The organism is Pseudomonas syringae (assembly GCF_021606685.1).
GTDB classification, from domain to species: domain Bacteria; phylum Pseudomonadota; class Gammaproteobacteria; order Pseudomonadales; family Pseudomonadaceae; genus Aquipseudomonas; species Aquipseudomonas syringae_R.
Genome location: NZ_WKCB01000033.1, coordinates 1 through 15,540 on the forward strand (window position 1 = coordinate 1; position 15,540 = coordinate 15,540).

Sequence of the window (15,540 nt, forward strand, 5' to 3'; positions counted from 1 at the left end):
CTGCCGGCTTGAGCCGCGCGGGCATGGAGTGCAGATGCCAGCTCTATACGTGATGATTCCGGCGGCGCTGCTGTTGGTGGGGGTCGCCATTTACATCTTCTTCTGGGCGGTGGACAGCGGCCAGTACGATGACCTCGACGGCCCGGCGCACAGCGTGCTGTTCGACGACCAGGACCCCAACCACCTGGCGGCCATCGACGAGGCCAACGGGCCGCAACAACCACCCCAAGACCCGCCCCATGCTTGAGCTGGCGCCACTGCTGGTCTCTGCGTTAATCCTTGGCCTGCTCGGCGGCGGGCATTGCCTCGGCATGTGCGGCGGGTTGATGGGCGCACTGACCCTGGCGATTCCCAAGGACCAACGCAACCGCCGTTTTCGCCTGCTGCTGGCGTACAACCTGGGGCGCATCCTCAGCTATGCGACTGCCGGGCTGCTGATCGGCCTGGCCGGTTGGGCGGTGGCCAACAGCCCGGCAGCGATGTTCATGCGCGTGCTCGCCGGCTTGCTGTTGATCAGCATGGGTTTATACCTCGCCGGTTGGTGGAGCGGCCTGACCCGCCTTGAAAGCCTCGGGCGCGGCCTGTGGCGCTACATACAGCCGGTCGCCAACCGTTTGCTGCCGGTGTCCAGCCTGCCGCGCGCGTTGCTGCTGGGCGCGCTGTGGGGCTGGCTGCCGTGCGGGTTGGTCTACAGCACCCTGCTGTGGGCCGCGAGCCAGGGCAATGCGCTGGACAGTGCCGCGCTGATGCTCGCATTCGGCCTGGGCACCTGGCCGGTGCTGCTGGCCACCGGGCTGGCGGCGGAACGGGTCACCGCGCTGTTGCGCAAACGCAGCGTGCGCATGGCCGGTGGGTTACTGGTGATCCTGTTTGGGATCTGGACGTTGCCCGGTCCACACCAGCACTGGCTAATGGGCCACTAAAAGGCGATGTGGCAAAGCGCCGCTCCCCGTTGATGCAAATCAACATGGCCTGGCGGCCACGCCCCTAGACTCGGCCCACTAGCCTATCCGGGGGACCGCCCGCATGCTCGACGCCATTCGTTGGGACACCGATCTGATTCACCGTTACGACCTGGCGGGACCGCGCTACACGTCCTACCCCACCGCCGTACAATTCGACAGCCAGGTCGGCACCTTCGACCTGCTCCATGCGCTGCGCGACAGCCGCAAGGCCACGCGGCCGTTGTCGGTCTATGTGCATGTGCCGTTCTGCGCGAACATTTGCTACTACTGCGCCTGCAACAAAGTGGTAACCAAAGACCGTGGCCGCGCCCAGGCCTACCTGCAACGCCTGGAGCAGGAAATCCAGTTGGTGGCCTGCCACCTCGACCCGAAACAGCCGGTCGAGCAACTGCACTTTGGCGGCGGCACACCGACTTTTCTCAGCCACGACGAACTGCGCCAAGTCATGGGCAGCCTGCGCCAGCACTTCAATTTGCAGGGCGATGATTCCGGCGACTACGGTATCGAGATCGACCCGCGCGAAGCCGACTGGGCGACCATGGGCCTACTGCGCGAACTGGGCTTCAACCGCGTCAGCATCGGCGTGCAGGACCTCGACCCGGACGTGCAACGGGCGGTCAACCGCCTGCAAAGCCTGGAAGAAACCCGCGCGGTGATCGACGCAGCGCGCACCTTGCAGTTTCGCTCAATCAATATCGACCTGATCTACGGCCTGCCCAAGCAGACGCCGATCAACTTCGCGCGCACCGTGGAAGAAGTGATCAAGCTGCAACCCGACCGCCTGTCGGTGTTCAACTATGCGCACCTGCCGGAGCGTTTCATGCCCCAGCGGCGCATCAACAGCGACGATTTGCCCTCCCCGGCCGCCAAGCTCCTGATGCTGCAAACCACCATTGAACAGCTGACGCAGGCCGGCTACCGCTACATCGGCATGGACCACTTCGCGCTGCCGGACGACGAACTCGCCATCGCCCAGGAAGAAGGCACCTTGCAGCGCAACTTCCAGGGCTACACCACCCACGGGCATTGCGACCTGATCGGGCTGGGCGTGTCGGCCATCAGCCAGATCGGCGACTTGTATTGCCAGAACACCAGTGACCTCAGCGCCTACCAGAACACCCTGGCCGGCGCGCAGTTGGCCACCAGCCGTGGCTTGCGCTGCACCACGGATGATCGGTTGCGACGGGAAGTGATTCAGCAGTTGATCTGCACATTCAACTTGGCATTCGAGCCGATTGAACAGACCTTCAACATTGATTTTCGCGGGTATTTCGACGACGTTTGGCCGCAACTCGAGGCTATGGCGCACGACGGCCTGATCGAACTGGATGCCCAGGGCATCCGCGTGCTGCCGGCCGGACGGCTGCTGGTACGCTCGGTGTGCATGGTGTTCGATGCCTATCTGGAGCACCAGAATCGGCAGCGATTTTCCCGCGTGATCTAGTTACATCGCCAGCGAGGCGGCCTTGAGCGCGCCATCGGCGCTCATGCTTTTCATCGCCTTGAGCAGGGAGCCCTGGGCGGTCATCAAACCCGCCTGCAGGGAACTGATGGCGCCCTGAATGTTGTTGGTCTTAACCCGGATCTGTTCCGGGGTCAGGCTATTGTTGGTCGCGACCGCCTGGAGCTCAGCCATTTTCTCGGCGATCTGTTGCTTGAGCTTGCGGATCATTTTGAGGATCTGTTTGACGCTGTCGTCCAGGCCGCTGTCGTCGATATCCGAGTTGGCCTTACTGGCCACCGCCACCGCCTTGAACGCCGCGCCGGAAATGGTCACCGTCACGCCTTCCACCACCTTGGTTTCAGCCGCCGGTGCAGTGGGTTGGGCCTTTACCGCGGTTTCGGCCGTTGACTTAGCGTCCGGTACTGTAGGAACTCGGATGGCAGGATTGTAGGCAGCGATGACAGACATGGTCCGTGCTCCGGCGTGTAGGAATGCCCTTGTATCGGCCCCGATACAAAATTCTTTATACCGCTGCCGGTTTTTTGTACAGGCTGGCCTCAGCGCCCCCCAGTGCGTTACCCTTACGTCTTATGTGTGTTTTCCCACAAGGATTTAAGAAATGTCCGAGCCAGTCAAACTGCGCGCTCACAGCCAGGCCCATTGCAAGGATTGCAGCCTGGCCCCCCTCTGCCTGCCACTTTCGCTGAATCTGGAAGACATGGATGCGCTGGACGATATCGTTAAACGCGGTCGCCCCCTGAAAAAAGGCGAGTTTCTGTTTCGCCAGGGTGACAAGTTCGATTCGGTCTATGCAGTACGCTCGGGTGCCTTGAAGACATTCAGCCTCAGCGACGGCGGCGAAGAGCAGATCACCGGTTTCCACCTGCCCAGCGAACTGGTCGGGTTGTCGGGCATGGACACCGAGATTCACCCGGTGTCGGCTCAGGCGCTGGAGACTACGTCAGTGTGCGAAATCCCCTTCGAACGCCTGGACGAACTGGCCCTGCAATTGCCGCAATTGCGCCGCCAACTGATGCGCGTGATGAGCCGCGAGATCCGCGACGACCAACAGATGATGCTGCTGCTGTCGAAGAAAACCGCCGACGAGCGCATCGCTACGTTCCTGGTCAACCTGTCGGCGCGGTTCCGTGCCCGCGGTTTCTCGGCCAACCAGTTCCGCCTGAGCATGTCGCGCAATGAAATCGGCAACTACCTGGGCCTCGCGGTGGAAACCGTGTCCCGCGTGTTTACCCGCTTCCAGCAGAACGAGCTGATCGCCGCCGAGGGCAAGGAAGTGCATATCCTCGACCCGATCCAACTGTGCGCGCTGGCCGGTGGCTCCCTGGAAAGTTGACGTAACGGCTTGCGGCCGCGCCAATCGGCGAGGCCGCAGGTATACTTCGAGTCCGTTTTCAGCTCCAGGACTCTTCGACGATGACCTTCGATTCGTTCGACATCAAATCCCTGATCCGCCCTGTCATCGACTTCCCCAAGCCTGGGGTAATCTTTCGCGACATCACCCCGTTGTTCCAATCGCCCAGGGCCCTGCGCCTGGTTGCCGATACCTTTGCCCAGCGCTATGTCGAAGCCGATTTCAGCCATATTGGCGCGATGGATGCGCGCGGCTTTCTGATTGGTTCGATCATTGCCTACCAACTGAACAAACCGCTGATCCTGTTCCGCAAACAAGGCAAGCTGCCCGCAGACGTGCTGGCCGAGGGTTACCAGACCGAATACGGCGAGGCCTTCCTGGAAGTGCACGCCGACAGCCTGTGCGAAGGCGATTCAGTGCTGATGTTCGATGACCTGATCGCCACCGGCGGCACCTTGATAGCGGCGGCCAACCTGGTGCGGCGCATGGGTGCGAAGATTTTCGAAGCGGCGGCGATTATCGACCTGCCGGAACTGGGCGGCTCGCAGCGTTTGGAAGACATGGGGATTCCAACGTTTTGCCTGACGCAGTTTGCCCTGACCGAACGTTAACCCTGGTCCCGCCAGCAACACACACCCATATGGGAGCGGGCTTGCTCGCGAACGCGGTGGTTCAGTCGACGTATCTGTGACTGACACACTGCATTCGCGAGCAAGCCCGCTCCCACATTTTGTTTCGCCGCGTGGTTTAAAGCGCGATCGGCTTACGGCCGGCGAACGAGTGCGCCAAGGTCCCGCCATCCACCAACTCCAGCTCACCCCCCAACGGCACGCCATGGGCGATGCGCGAGGTGATCAGGCCTTTGTTGGTCAGCAGTTGGGCGATGTAATGCGCGGTCGCCTCACCTTCCACCGTAGGGTTGGTGGCCAGGATCACTTCGGTGAAACTGCCCTGCTCTTCGATCCGCGCCACCAGCTGCGGAATACCGATAGCCTCCGGGCCCAGGCCGTCCAGCGGCGACAGATGGCCCTTGAGCACAAAATAGCGCCCGCGATAACCGGTCTGTTCCACCGCATACACGTCCATCGGCCCTTCCACCACGCACAACAGCGTGTCGTCGCGGCGCGGGTCGGCGCATTGCGGGCAGAGATCTTCTTCAGTGAGGGTCCGGCACTGGCGGCAGTGGCCTACGCCTGTCATGGCCTGGCTCAGGGCCTGGGCCAACCGGGTGCCGCCGCTGCGGTCACGCTCCAGCAGTTGCAGCGCCATGCGTTGGGCGGTTTTCTGGCCTACGCCCGGCAACGTGCGCAGGGCGTCGATCAGTTGGCGAATCAGGGGGCTGAAGCTCATGGGCGAATGGTCCGACAAAACAACGAGACGCGGTTTATACCCGCGCCCCGGATTAGCGTCAAATCCTCAGTCTTGCGCGACACGCACCACCAACTTGCCGAAGTTGCGCCCTTCCAGCAAACCGATGAAGGCTTCGGGCGCCTGCTCCAGGCCATCAACCACGTCCTCGCGGAACTTGATCTTGCCGTCGCGCACCCACGGCGCCATGGCACTGAGGAACTCTGGCTGGCGGTCACCGTAGTCATCGAACACGATAAAACCCTGGATGCGAACACGCTTGGTCAGCAAGGTGCGCTGCAATGCGGGCAGCCGGTCAGGGCCACTGGGCGCTTCATGCGCGTTGTAGCCGGCGATCAAGCCGCACAGCGGAATGCGCGCCTTGGGGTTGAGCAGCGGTACTACCGCGTCAAACACCTTGCCGCCGACGTTCTCGAAGTAGATATCCACGCCGTTGAAGCACGCCTGAGCCAGTTCATCGGCGAAATGCTCGCTCTTGTGGTCGATGCAGGCATCAAACCCCAGTTCATCCACGACATAGCGGCACTTGTCGGCGCCACCGGCGATACCGACCACACGCAAGCCTTTTTGCTTGGCCACCTGCCCCACCACCGAGCCCACGGCGCCAGACGCTGCCGCCACCACGAGGGTTTCCCCGGCCTTGGGCTGGCCAATGTCCATCAGGCCCATGTAGGCGGTCATGCCCGGCATGCCGAGTACGCCCAAGGCCATGGACGGGCTGGCCAGGCCCTTGGGCACCGGCATCAGGTTGCGGCCGTCGCTAATGCTGTGGCTCTGCCAGCCGGTAGCACCCACCACCAGGTCGCCCACTTCGAATTTCGGATTACGCGACTGTTCGATACGGCTGACGGCCCCACCGGTCATCACCTCATCAATTTCCACCGGCGCTGCGTAGGACGGAGCGTCGCTCATGCGCCCGCGCATGTAGGGATCAAGGGACAGGTACAGGGTTTTCAGCAGGACCTGGCCGTCCGCCAACTCCGGCAGGTTGACGCGCTCCAGGCGAAAATTTTCCGGGGTCGGCGCGCCCTGGGGGCGCGAGACCAGCACGATGCGTTGGTTGAGAATCGGTTCTTGAGGCATCTGGGGCTCCTTTAACGAATGCGTCGGTATAGGGTGCAGACCATGGGGGCAGTGCCGGGGTTCAGCTCGAGTGACGTATTGGCGCGGCTTCGCAGCCCGGCGCAGGCAAACCCTCTTGCCACCAACCACAAACAAAAATGCCAGGCACTGGGCCTGGCATTTGAGTCTAGCTAAAGCACGTCAATCAGAACGGCAGTTTCATGCCCGGCGGCAGCTGCATGCCAGCGGTCACGCCACCCATTTTTTCCTGGCTGTTGGCTTCGATCTTGCGCACGGCATCGTTGACGGCCGAAGCGAACAGCGCTTCGAGCATTTCCAGGTCATCTTCGCCCACGCCTGGCAGCACACTTGGGTCGATGCTCACACGTTTGATGTCGTGACGACCGGTCATCACCACGCTGACCATATCGCCACCGGCTTTACCGGTGACTTCGGCGTTGGCCAGTTCTTCCTGCATCTTGGCCATCTTTTCCTGCATCTGCTGCGCCTGCTTCATCAGGCCGGCCATGCCACCTTTCATCATGGGAATCACCTCAAAAGTACGTGGATCAATTAGTAGCCCGGTGTCATGACGCCTGGGGCACCGGGGCTTCGACGGGTTCAATAGTATCGTGACGGACGACCGCACCGAACTGTTGCATCATTTGCTGGATGAGCGGATCGCCGTGGATCGAATCCTCGGCTTCACGCTGGCGGTTGATACGCCGACGTGTAGCAGCCTGGGCCGGGGTTTCCTGCTCAGGCTTGATCAGTTCGATGGCGATGGTCAGCGTGCGCTCATGGTACTGGTTCAGCGCATCATTGAGGCGCCGCTGCTGGGTCGCGTTGAACAAGGCGCTGTGAGCCGGGTCCAGGTGCAACAGCCAGTGGTCGCCATCAACTGCGATCAGGGTGCAGTTGGCGGCGATGCTGCCGGTCATGCCGGAGATTGGCAATTTCGGAAACAATTCCAACCATTGCAGGGCCAGGCCAGTGGCGGGCGCCGCTGCAGGCTCCGCTTCGGGCTCCGGGGCCGGTTCGGCAGTGTGTTCGCTGGCCAAATCGTCCAGGTAGCTGTAGGCCGAATCCATGTCCGGCTCGATGTAGTCTTCGTCCAGTGGCGGCTCGTCGTCGAGGTCGATACCTGGCGTAGCGGCCTCGACCTGAGCCACCGTCTGCTCCGGCACGGGGGCGGCGACCCACTCGGGGGCATCCGGCACCACGCTGTCGGGCGTCGGCGCCGGCATCGGGATCAGTTCGGGCTGTTCGCCGGCGGTTTCCAGCACCGGCTCCACATAGGGCTGCTGCTCCGGTTCAACCTCGACCTGGGCCTCTACCGGGTCATTCCAGGGCAGGTCGACGACGGCCACAGGCTCGGGCTCGGGCTCGGGCTCGGGCACCACTACCGGCTCGGGCTCGGGCTCAGGCGCTGCAACCACCGGCGCAGGCGCAGGCACCGGCGCAACTGGCGCGGGCGCGGGCGCAGCAACCACTGGCGCAACAACCGCCGCGCCAGCCACTGGTTTGGCGGAATCAACTGTGGCCTGGCTGATCCCCACTGGCTTTAGCGGCTGTCTCGGCGCATCGGCAGAATCGGCGGGCCGGAAGGCCAACATCCGCAGCAGGACCATTTCGAAGCCACCGCGCGGGTCGGGCGCCAGGGGCAGGTCCCGACGGCCGATCAGGCCCATCTGGTAGTAAAACTGTACATCTTCGGCTGGCAGCGCCTGGGCCAGGGCCAGCACGCGGTCGCGGTCGCCATGGCCGTTGTCGACCCCCTCAGGCAAAGCCTGGGCGATGGCAACGCGGTGCAGCACATTGAGGATTTCCGAGAGCACGCCGTTCCAGTCAGGGCCTTGCTCCGACAGGTGGCGCACCGCTTCGAGCAACGCCTTGGCATCGCCTTCGATCAGCGCGTGCAGCACGTCGAACACTTGACCGTGATCGAGGGTGCCGAGCATGGCGCGCACATCGGCGGCCATGACCTTGCCTTCACCGAAGGCGATGGCCTGGTCGGTAAGGCTCATGGCGTCACGCATCGAACCGTCGGCAGCGCGGCCGAGCAGCCACAGCGCGTCGTCTTCGAACGGCACATTCTCGACGCCCAGCACGTGGGTCAAATGCTCGACCACACGCTCGGGGGTCATGTTTTTCAGGGAAAACTGCAGGCACCGCGACAGGATAGTTGCCGGAAGCTTCTGCGGGTCGGTGGTCGCCAGGATGAATTTGACGTAGGGCGGCGGCTCTTCCAGGGTTTTCAACAGCGCGTTGAAAGAGTGGCTGGAAAGCATGTGCACTTCGTCGATCAGGTAGACCTTGAAGCGGCCACGGCTGGGCGCGTACTGCACGTTGTCGAGCAGCTCGCGGGTGTCTTCGACCTTGGTGCGGCTGGCGGCGTCGATCTCGATCAGGTCGACGAAACGCCCTTCGTCGATTTCCTTGCACACCGAACAGGTGCCGCACGGCGTCGAAGTGATACCGGTTTCACAGTTCAGGCATTTGGCAATGATGCGCGCAATGGTGGTCTTGCCCACGCCCCGGGTCCCGGTGAACAGGTAGGCGTGGTGCAGCCGTTGGCTGTCCAAGGCATTGATCAGAGCCTTGAGCACATGGGTCTGGCCGACCATTTCGCGGAACGAGCGCGGACGCCATTTACGTGCAAGAACCTGATAACTCATCGAAAACCGTCGCAACTGGGAAGCGGAAGCCGGTAATGCTAGCGGAGCAAGGGGGAAATTGCATCCGGCACGCTCGCCTAATCTGACTAAGCTCTGCTGATTGGCCCCGAAAAGGCCTGAACCCGGAGAGTGTATGCGCGTAGTCCTGGGCGCTTTATGGATGATCACCACGGCCAGCCTGGCGGCACCTGCCCCCTTGCGTTTCTCGGTTTCCGACAGCTGGGCGATGCCCGTGGTGCAACTGGAGGACGGCCGGCCCGTGCAGGGCATTTTGTATGACCTGATGTTGAGCCTGGCCACCCAGGTCGGTCACCCGGCGCAGTTCCATGTGCTGGCCAGGGCACGTATCTCCGCCGCCATGGAGCACGGTGACATTGACGTGCGCTGTTATGTCACCCAGGCCTGGTTCGAGAACATGTCCGGCGATTACACCTGGAGCATCCCGCTGATGGTGCAGCGCAACCTGCTGGTGAGCACCCACGTTCCCGCGCAGCCGGTACACCTGGATACGCTGGCGGCTCAGTCCATCGGCACGGTGCTCAACTATCGCTATGCCAGCCTCGACCCGCTGTTTGCCCGCGGCCAGCTCAGCCGCGATGACGCGCGCAGCGAAGAACAGGTGCTGCACAAGCTGGTGGCGGGGCGTTACAAATTTGCCGTGAGCAACGAATGGATACTCGATCGCTTCAACCAACGCATGCCCCCCGGCAAAAAGCTGCACAAGGTCGCGGTGATCGACGAGCAAAAGCTTGGCTGCACCGTACGCAACGACCCTGACGTGCCGGTGCAGCGAATCCTGCGCACCCTGCTGCGGATGAAGATGTCGGGGGAGATCGACGCAATCATCCAGCTGTACACCGGAGACGAGACGGCGAACCTGCCCGCTGATGCGCTTTAAGGCGCGGCAAAGCGCGCGTACTGGCCCTGGCTGATCCAGCCGATGAACGTGCGGTCCTCGGCATTGGTGAACTCGACCTGAGCCCAGCCGTCCTTGAATGCCAGCACGCCCACCACATCACCCTTGACGATGTAGGGCCGCTTGGCCGCACTTGCACCTGGGGTTGTCAGCAAATGAGCCGTGTCGGCCGACACCGTCACCAGTCCGATCCATTGCTTGCTGGCGGTCTGGGTCAGCGCCAGGCCGGTGGCAATCTCGGGCATCAGCACGCTCATGCAACCGGGGTGCTGGCGGCCCTGCTCCACGGTCAGGGTCACGCCGTCGGGCGAGGACGACACACTGCCCGGGTAGGTGTTATCGAGCCAGGTGCTGAGTGCCTCGGGCCGGCCTTGCAGGTAAAACTTGCAGCTGCGGGTCACTCCGTCGCCCAACGCCTGGGTATAAAACCCTTCGACCTCATGCTCCGGCGTCACCGCCAGCATCAGCTCTTCGTACTGGCCCGAATGCAGCGCCGCCGATTCGGCAAAGGCAGGCGCCACGGCGCACAACGCCACAATGCCAATTGCTAGAGAACGGATCATGTCATTTTTTCCCTTCAAATTTTTCGTAGGCTTTTTGCATGAGGACGTCATAGTTGCCGTAGTCCTTACCGTTGTAATTGCGGGCCATGCCGACGTAATCCTTATTCTTCATGGCTTTGACCAATGCCGGGTTTCGGCGGCAAAACCCAACGAAGGCCATCAATTGCTGCCCGGCATTGATCTTCATGGCCGCGACAAACTCGAACACGGTACCGTAACCGCAAGCGACAAAGTTGAAGCCCATGACCTGAAACATGCCCCACGACGCGGCCATCAACGCCGCCGTCGGGTCCAGGTCAAACGCCGCCGCCAGGGTCTGCCAGGCCTTCGTCTGGTCCTTGTTGTTAACGCGCCACTGCGGGCCAGCCTTGACCATGTACGGGTAGGATAAAAAGGGATGGGTCTTGTCGTACTTTTGCTGGGTGTACTTGCGAAAGATATGCCCCTCGAAGGCGATCACCGGCATATAGGCGGGCCCGAAACCGGATCGCCCGCCGGACTCCACGGTCGCGAACGCCTTGATGACATTCACCGAAATACCATTGCCCAGTGCAGCGGCGGCCCGCTGAAAGTCCGCATCGGTGAGGGCCACCCCGCCGTCACAGGTAGGCTGGGTGACCAGCAGCTGCCTACGTTGCTCCGCCTCGAGCAGCGCACGGGCCCGGACCAGGTACTGGTTGACCCGGACTCGGATAACATCACTGCCCTGCACACCCGGGACGGCCTTGAGCGCGTCTTCGACCAAGCGATTGAACGTGCGCCCGCCAGGATCGATCACCCCATCGGGCTGGGCAAACTTGAGCTGGTTCAATTGATATTGGCTGATGCGCAGGGCCAACTGCGCGTCGCCCTGGCCATTTTCCGCCAAGGGCAAAGCGGTTTTGGGGGCGATGAGGTTGAACAGATACTGGATGCACTGAACGTCGGCAGGCACATTGCGCGCTCTGCCTGGGGTGCCGACGGAAGCACCGATAAGGCTGGTTAACCCTTGGGGCATGGTCATGGCTATCATCCTGAATAACTAAGGAGTGCCATCACCTCTCTACTACTCCAGCACCGGTGTCGTTATATGCAACACACACAGGATTGAAGCTAGCAGGCAGCTTGGGATTGTCCAGCGGGGGTGTTGAAAGAGGCAAGACGCGGTCAAGGGCTGCGCAAATAATGGGCAGAGACTGAGTAAGGTTGTTTTGACGTATGACAGGAGGGGTACTGCAGGAAGAGCGTTATGGAGGCAACCCCACCAGCCACACCCCGGCACACAATGTTCCCGCTGTGGCTGCTGCCTTCCGGCTCTGACCAGGTTCACGGGTAATCGTTGCGGGGGGACCGATGGGGTCACCATAACGACGCTGGCCTCTCGGCAAGCGGGGCCATTGTACCGATCTCATCGGAAGTTACAACTGTTGGTTCCGGATTAAAAATATGAAGGGGCTCAAGCACTTGCCAGGTGGGAGGGTCTCACTCCCACCGTGGCGCTTCATTGCGCTTGTACCACCTCATCCGCCCTGCCGCCTTCTTCCTGGATGACCAGGTGGATAAAGTGCAGCTTGGCGATGACCGCCGGTGGCAGTACGAAAGGATAGAAATCCGGCTGGCCCATGCTGCGCGAGAGTTCGTTGAGCATGCCGGCCAGCTCGATCCAGGCGTTGACGAAAGACAGGAACGCCATGCCGCCAGGGTGCTCGGGGTCATACAGGGTGGTGAGGGGGAACGGCTGGTAATCGAGGTCCATCTCGCGCGCGCTCATGCCAAAGCCAAGCGCGGTGTCGACGGCGTCCATCATGTGCAGGTAGTGCGCCCAGGTTTCGGCCCAGTCTTCCCACGGGTGCATGGTGGCGTAGGCGCTGACGCAGGTTTGCTGCCAGTCGGGCCGCGGGCCGTTTTGGTAGTGTTGGTCGAGGGCATCGGCGTAACTGGCACGTTCGTCGCCGAACAGCTGGCGAAAAGGCTCGATCCAGTGACTGTTGGCGATCAAGCGATCCCAGTAGTAATGGCCGACCTCGTGGCGAAAGTGCCCGAGCAAGGTGCGATAGGGCTCGCGCATCTGCACGCGGACTTTCTCGCGGTGAGCGTCGTCGGCCTCCTTGATGTCGAGGGTAATCAGGCCGTTGGCATGCCCGGTCATGGGCGCATTGCCTTCCAGGTCGATGCCGACAAAATCGAAGGCCAGGCCGCGCTCTTCGTCGACAGTCTTGGGCACCACTTGCAGGCCCAGGCTGATCAGTTGCGCCACCAGACGGCGCTTGGCGGTCTCGACCTTGCGCCAGCGCTCGGGGTTTTCCGGGATCGACAGGTCAGGGATGGTGCGGTTCAGGCTGCAGGCCACGCACAATGGCGCGGTGCTGTGCGCGGGAATCAGCCAGTTACAGGCAGCCGGCGTGTCGAGGTTGGCACAGCGGCGGAAGGCGCCGGCGTCGAGGTTGTCGTCCTGTAGCCAGGTGTCGACGACAGGGCCGGGTTGCAGGGATGACAAGCGGCTCTGTTGCGGCTGATAACCCAGCAGCGCCTGGCAGGCCAGGCACTGGCTGTTGCGGAAGAACAGGGATTGCCCGCAGCGGCATTGCCACACTTTGCTGTTGCGGGATGAGCCCGCTGTGAACGGTGCAGCGATGCGCGAACTGAGTTGCTCGAAGTAGCGGAACATGGCGATCTCTCCCGGGGTGACTGAGACTAGATCATTTCCTCTTCAGGATCGTTCCACTTTGCTAATGAGCGGGGCTGCTGCGCAGCCCGACGCGGGCAAGCCCGCTCGCCACAAGGCAGCGTCAGACGCTGATGTTGTGCTTGGCCAGGAAGGCGACAAAGGCTTCTTCGTCGAGGACCTTGAGGCCCAGCTCGCTGGCCTTGGCCAGTTTGGAACCGGCGCCAGGGCCTGCCACCACACAATGGGTTTTCGCCGAGACGGAACCGGCCACCTTGGCGCCGAGGCTTTCGAGTTTGTCCTTGGCCACATCGCGGCTCATCAGCTCCAGGGAGCCGGTAAGCACCCAAGTATGCCCTGCTTCGGGCAAGCCTTCGACCACCCTCTTCTCGCTCTGCCAGTGCATGCCGAAGTCCTTGAGCTGTTGCTCGATGGCCAGGGCGCGGTTGGCGTTGTTTTCGTCATCGAAGAATTCCCGCACCGCCTTGGCTTGTTTCTCGGGCAACGCCTGGCGCATATCCAGCCAGTCAGCCTTGATCACACCTTCCAGGCTGCCGAACTTGTCCGCGAGTTTCTGCGCAGCGCCAGGGCCGACACTCGGTACGTGCAGCTTGTCGAGCAAACCACCGAGGGTGGTGCTGGCGGCAAACTCGGCACTCAGCTCGCCTTGATCCTGCAATTGCAGGCCGCATTCTTCGGGCGACAACAGCGCGCCGATCACCTGCTGGTTATGGCTGTCTTCAAAGAAGCTATGGATCTCGTGCGCCACTTCCAGGCCCACGTCCGGCAAGTACGTCAGCACTTCCGGCAGCGCCTGCTGCACCCGCTCCAGAGACGCCAGGGAGCGCGCCAGCACCTTGGCGGTCTCTTCGCCCACATCGGGGATGCCCAGGGCGTAGACAAACCGCGCCAGGCTCGGCGTCTTGCTGTTTTCGATGGCCGTGATCAGCTTCTTGCTGGAGATATCGGCGAAGCCTTCCAGGTCGATGATCTGCTCGTACTTGAGCTTGTACAGATCGGCCGGCGAGCCGATGAGTTTTTCATCCACCAGTTGCTCGATGGTCTTGTCGCCCAGGCCGTCAATGTCCATGGCCCGGCGCGAGACGAAGTGGATGATCGCCTGTTTGAGCTGCGCACCACAGGCCAGCCGCCCGACGCAACGGTACACCGCGCCTTCGCTGACGGTTTCCTTGCCCTTGCTGCGCTTGACCAACTGCGTGCGCTCCACATGGGAACCGCACACCGGGCAGCTTTCAGGGATCTGCACGGCGCGGGCGTTTTGCGGGCGGCGTTCGGCGACCACCGAGACCACTTGCGGAATCACATCCCCGGCACGGCGGATGATCACAGTGTCGCCGATCATCAGGCCCAGGCGCGCCACTTCGTCCATGTTGTGCAGCGTGGCGTTGGACACGGTGACGCCCGCGACCTTGACCGGCTTGAGGCGTGCCACTGGGGTCACGGCGCCCGTGCGACCGACCTGGAACTCCACATCGAGCAGCTCGGTGAGTTCTTCCATGGCCGGGAATTTGTGCGCGATGGCCCAGCGCGGCTCGCGGGCACGGAAGCCCAGTTCGCGTTGATAGGCAATGCTATTCACCTTGAACACCACGCCGTCGATCTCATACGGCAGGCTGTTACGCCGCTCGCCGATATCGCGGTAGTAGTCGAGGCAATCCTGGATACCCTTGGCCAGTTTCAGTTCATGACTGATCGGCATGCCCCACTTCTGCAACTGCTGCAGGTTGCCGATATGGGTGTCGCTGATATCAGTGGTCACGCCATAGCAGCAGAACTCCAGCGGGCGGCTGGCGGTGATCTTCGAGTCCAGCTGACGCAGGCTGCCAGCGGCCGCGTTGCGCGGGTTGGCGAAGGTCTTGCCGCCGACTTCCAGCTGCGAGGCATTGAGCCGCTCGAAACCAGCCTTGGACATGAACACTTCACCGCGCACCTCCAGGGTCGCCGGCCAGCCGCTGCCCTGCAGTTTCAGCGGGATATTGCGCACGGTGCGCACGTTGACGCTGATGTCTTCACCGGTGGTGCCGTCGCCGCGAGTAGCACCGCGCACCAATTCGCCATCCTGGTACAGCAGGCTGACCGCCAGGCCATCCAGCTTGTGCTCGCAGCTGTACTCCACCGCCGCGCCGCCGCCAAACAGATCACCCACTGGCAGGTCGAGGCCTTCGGTCACTCGCCGGTCGAACTCCAGCATAGTGGTTTCATCGAAGGCGTTACCGAGGCTGAGCATCGGAATTTCGTGTCGAACCTGAGTGAAGGCCGACAACGCCGCACTGCCGACCCGCTGCGTCGGTGAATCACGCGTCACCAGTTCCGGGTGCTCGGCCTCCAGGGCCTTGAGCTCGTGGAACAGCCGGTCGTACTCGGCGTCCGGAATGCTCGGCTCGTCGAGGACGTGGTAACGGTAGTTGTGCTGATCCAGTTCAGCGCGCAGTTCGAGGATGCGGGTGTGGGCGGCGGTCATGGGTGTTCTCTCATAAAGCAAAAGAGCAGCCGAAGCTGCTCAATGT

At 62.2% G+C, this 15,540-nt stretch carries 15 protein-coding genes and 1 other RNA gene; 6 read left to right on the forward strand and 10 right to left on the reverse strand.

Annotation, left to right across the window (positions count from 1 at the left end):
• Positions 1-34: 34 nt before the first annotated feature.
• The 3 genes from ccoS (at position 35) to hemN (ending at position 2,409) form a co-directional block, all read left to right on the forward strand.
• Positions 35-247, forward strand: coding sequence for a cbb3-type cytochrome oxidase assembly protein CcoS (gene ccoS / locus GIW02_RS14375; protein ID WP_236421904.1), 213 nt, complete (start codon positions 35-37; stop codon positions 245-247).
• Positions 240-923 carry a sulfite exporter TauE/SafE family protein gene (locus GIW02_RS14380; RefSeq protein WP_236417135.1) on the forward strand — a complete coding sequence of 228 codons (684 nt, stop codon included), beginning with the start codon at positions 240-242 and terminating at the stop codon, positions 921-923. The genes ccoS and GIW02_RS14380 overlap by 8 nt, the downstream gene beginning before the upstream one ends.
• 103 nt (positions 924-1,026) lie before the next feature.
• Positions 1,027-2,409: an oxygen-independent coproporphyrinogen III oxidase gene (gene hemN, locus GIW02_RS14385; RefSeq protein ID WP_236417151.1), complete on the forward strand. Its 1,383-nt coding sequence runs from the start codon at positions 1,027-1,029 to the stop codon at positions 2,407-2,409.
• On the opposite strand, the gene GIW02_RS14390 is transcribed toward hemN, so the two are convergent.
• Complete coding sequence (locus tag GIW02_RS14390; protein WP_236417153.1) at positions 2,410-2,877, reverse strand: hypothetical protein; 468 nt, start codon at positions 2,875-2,877, stop codon at positions 2,410-2,412.
• Between the two features lie 151 nt (positions 2,878-3,028).
• Between GIW02_RS14390 and fnr the strand changes: the two genes are divergently transcribed.
• The gene (fnr, locus tag GIW02_RS14395) at positions 3,029-3,763 is read left to right on the forward strand and encodes a fumarate/nitrate reduction transcriptional regulator Fnr (RefSeq protein WP_236417155.1); all 735 of its coding nucleotides are present in this window, start codon (positions 3,029-3,031) and stop codon (positions 3,761-3,763) included.
• Between the two features lie 80 nt (positions 3,764-3,843).
• Positions 3,844-4,392, forward strand: coding sequence for an adenine phosphoribosyltransferase (locus GIW02_RS14400; protein ID WP_101272448.1), 549 nt, complete (start codon positions 3,844-3,846; stop codon positions 4,390-4,392).
• A gap of 136 nt (positions 4,393-4,528) precedes the next feature.
• Here the strand turns inward: GIW02_RS14400 and recR are convergent, their stop codons facing one another.
• The 4 genes from recR to dnaX all read right to left on the reverse strand — a co-directional run bounded on the left by recR (position 4,529) and on the right by dnaX (position 8,889).
• Positions 4,529-5,131 (reverse strand): recombination mediator RecR, encoded by a 603-nt coding sequence (gene recR / locus GIW02_RS14405; protein WP_197627157.1) that lies wholly within the window; start codon positions 5,129-5,131, stop codon positions 4,529-4,531.
• A gap of 66 nt (positions 5,132-5,197) precedes the next feature.
• Positions 5,198-6,232 (reverse strand): NADP-dependent oxidoreductase, encoded by a 1,035-nt coding sequence (locus GIW02_RS14410; RefSeq protein ID WP_236417157.1) that lies wholly within the window; start codon positions 6,230-6,232, stop codon positions 5,198-5,200.
• A 184-nt stretch (positions 6,233-6,416) separates the two neighbouring features.
• Positions 6,417-6,755, reverse strand: coding sequence for a YbaB/EbfC family nucleoid-associated protein (locus GIW02_RS14415; protein WP_219269210.1), 339 nt, complete (start codon positions 6,753-6,755; stop codon positions 6,417-6,419).
• 43 nt (positions 6,756-6,798) lie between these two features.
• The gene (gene dnaX / locus GIW02_RS14420; RefSeq protein WP_236417159.1) at positions 6,799-8,889 is read right to left on the reverse strand and encodes a DNA polymerase III subunit gamma/tau; all 2,091 of its coding nucleotides are present in this window, start codon (positions 8,887-8,889) and stop codon (positions 6,799-6,801) included.
• Between the two features lie 133 nt (positions 8,890-9,022).
• On the opposite strand from dnaX, the gene GIW02_RS14425 reads away from it, so the two are divergent.
• Positions 9,023-9,787, forward strand: coding sequence for a transporter substrate-binding domain-containing protein (locus GIW02_RS14425; protein ID WP_236417161.1), 765 nt, complete (start codon positions 9,023-9,025; stop codon positions 9,785-9,787).
• On the opposite strand, the gene GIW02_RS14430 is transcribed toward GIW02_RS14425, so the two are convergent.
• From GIW02_RS14430 to ligA, 5 genes are all read right to left on the reverse strand, one after another.
• The gene (locus tag GIW02_RS14430; RefSeq protein WP_236417163.1) at positions 9,784-10,368 is read right to left on the reverse strand and encodes a hypothetical protein; all 585 of its coding nucleotides are present in this window, start codon (positions 10,366-10,368) and stop codon (positions 9,784-9,786) included. The genes GIW02_RS14425 and GIW02_RS14430 overlap by 4 nt on opposite strands.
• A 1-nt stretch (position 10,369) precedes the next feature.
• The gene (locus GIW02_RS14435) at positions 10,370-11,371 is read right to left on the reverse strand and encodes an N-acetylmuramidase family protein (RefSeq protein ID WP_236417165.1); all 1,002 of its coding nucleotides are present in this window, start codon (positions 11,369-11,371) and stop codon (positions 10,370-10,372) included.
• Positions 11,372-11,606: 235 nt separating this feature from the next.
• Positions 11,607-11,703, reverse strand: an RNA gene (gene ffs / locus GIW02_RS14440) — signal recognition particle sRNA small type.
• Between the two features lie 145 nt (positions 11,704-11,848).
• A complete protein-coding gene (locus GIW02_RS14445) occupies positions 11,849-13,015 on the reverse strand; it encodes a putative zinc-binding metallopeptidase (protein ID WP_236417167.1) in 1,167 nt (388 codons plus the stop codon).
• A gap of 121 nt (positions 13,016-13,136) precedes the next feature.
• Positions 13,137-15,494, reverse strand: a complete 2,358-nt coding sequence (ligA, locus tag GIW02_RS14450) for an NAD-dependent DNA ligase LigA (protein WP_236417169.1) — start codon at positions 15,492-15,494, stop codon at positions 13,137-13,139.
• Between the last annotated feature and the right edge of the window lie 46 nt (positions 15,495-15,540).

Excerpts from the sequence above, each read along its gene's own strand:
- ccoS (WP_236421904.1), top strand. The coding sequence starts at position 35 with ATGCCAGCTCTATACGTGATGATTCCGGCGGCGCTGCTGTTGGTGGGG.
- GIW02_RS14380 (WP_236417135.1), top strand. The coding sequence starts at position 240 with ATGCTTGAGCTGGCGCCACTGCTGGTCTCTGCGTTAATCCTTGGCCTG.
- hemN (WP_236417151.1), top strand. The coding sequence starts at position 1,027 with ATGCTCGACGCCATTCGTTGGGACACCGATCTGATTCACCGTTACGAC.
- GIW02_RS14390 (WP_236417153.1), bottom strand. The coding sequence starts at position 2,877 with ATGTCTGTCATCGCTGCCTACAATCCTGCCATCCGAGTTCCTACAGTA.
- fnr (WP_236417155.1), top strand. The coding sequence starts at position 3,029 with ATGTCCGAGCCAGTCAAACTGCGCGCTCACAGCCAGGCCCATTGCAAG.
- GIW02_RS14400 (WP_101272448.1), top strand. The coding sequence starts at position 3,844 with ATGACCTTCGATTCGTTCGACATCAAATCCCTGATCCGCCCTGTCATC.
- recR (WP_197627157.1), bottom strand. The coding sequence starts at position 5,131 with ATGAGCTTCAGCCCCCTGATTCGCCAACTGATCGACGCCCTGCGCACG.
- GIW02_RS14410 (WP_236417157.1), bottom strand. The coding sequence starts at position 6,232 with ATGCCTCAAGAACCGATTCTCAACCAACGCATCGTGCTGGTCTCGCGC.
- GIW02_RS14415 (WP_219269210.1), bottom strand. The coding sequence starts at position 6,755 with ATGATGAAAGGTGGCATGGCCGGCCTGATGAAGCAGGCGCAGCAGATG.
- dnaX (WP_236417159.1), bottom strand. The coding sequence starts at position 8,889 with ATGAGTTATCAGGTTCTTGCACGTAAATGGCGTCCGCGCTCGTTCCGC.
- GIW02_RS14425 (WP_236417161.1), top strand. The coding sequence starts at position 9,023 with ATGCGCGTAGTCCTGGGCGCTTTATGGATGATCACCACGGCCAGCCTG.
- GIW02_RS14430 (WP_236417163.1), bottom strand. The coding sequence starts at position 10,368 with ATGATCCGTTCTCTAGCAATTGGCATTGTGGCGTTGTGCGCCGTGGCG.
- GIW02_RS14435 (WP_236417165.1), bottom strand. The coding sequence starts at position 11,371 with ATGACCATGCCCCAAGGGTTAACCAGCCTTATCGGTGCTTCCGTCGGC.
- GIW02_RS14445 (WP_236417167.1), bottom strand. The coding sequence starts at position 13,015 with ATGTTCCGCTACTTCGAGCAACTCAGTTCGCGCATCGCTGCACCGTTC.
- ligA (WP_236417169.1), bottom strand. The coding sequence starts at position 15,494 with ATGACCGCCGCCCACACCCGCATCCTCGAACTGCGCGCTGAACTGGAT.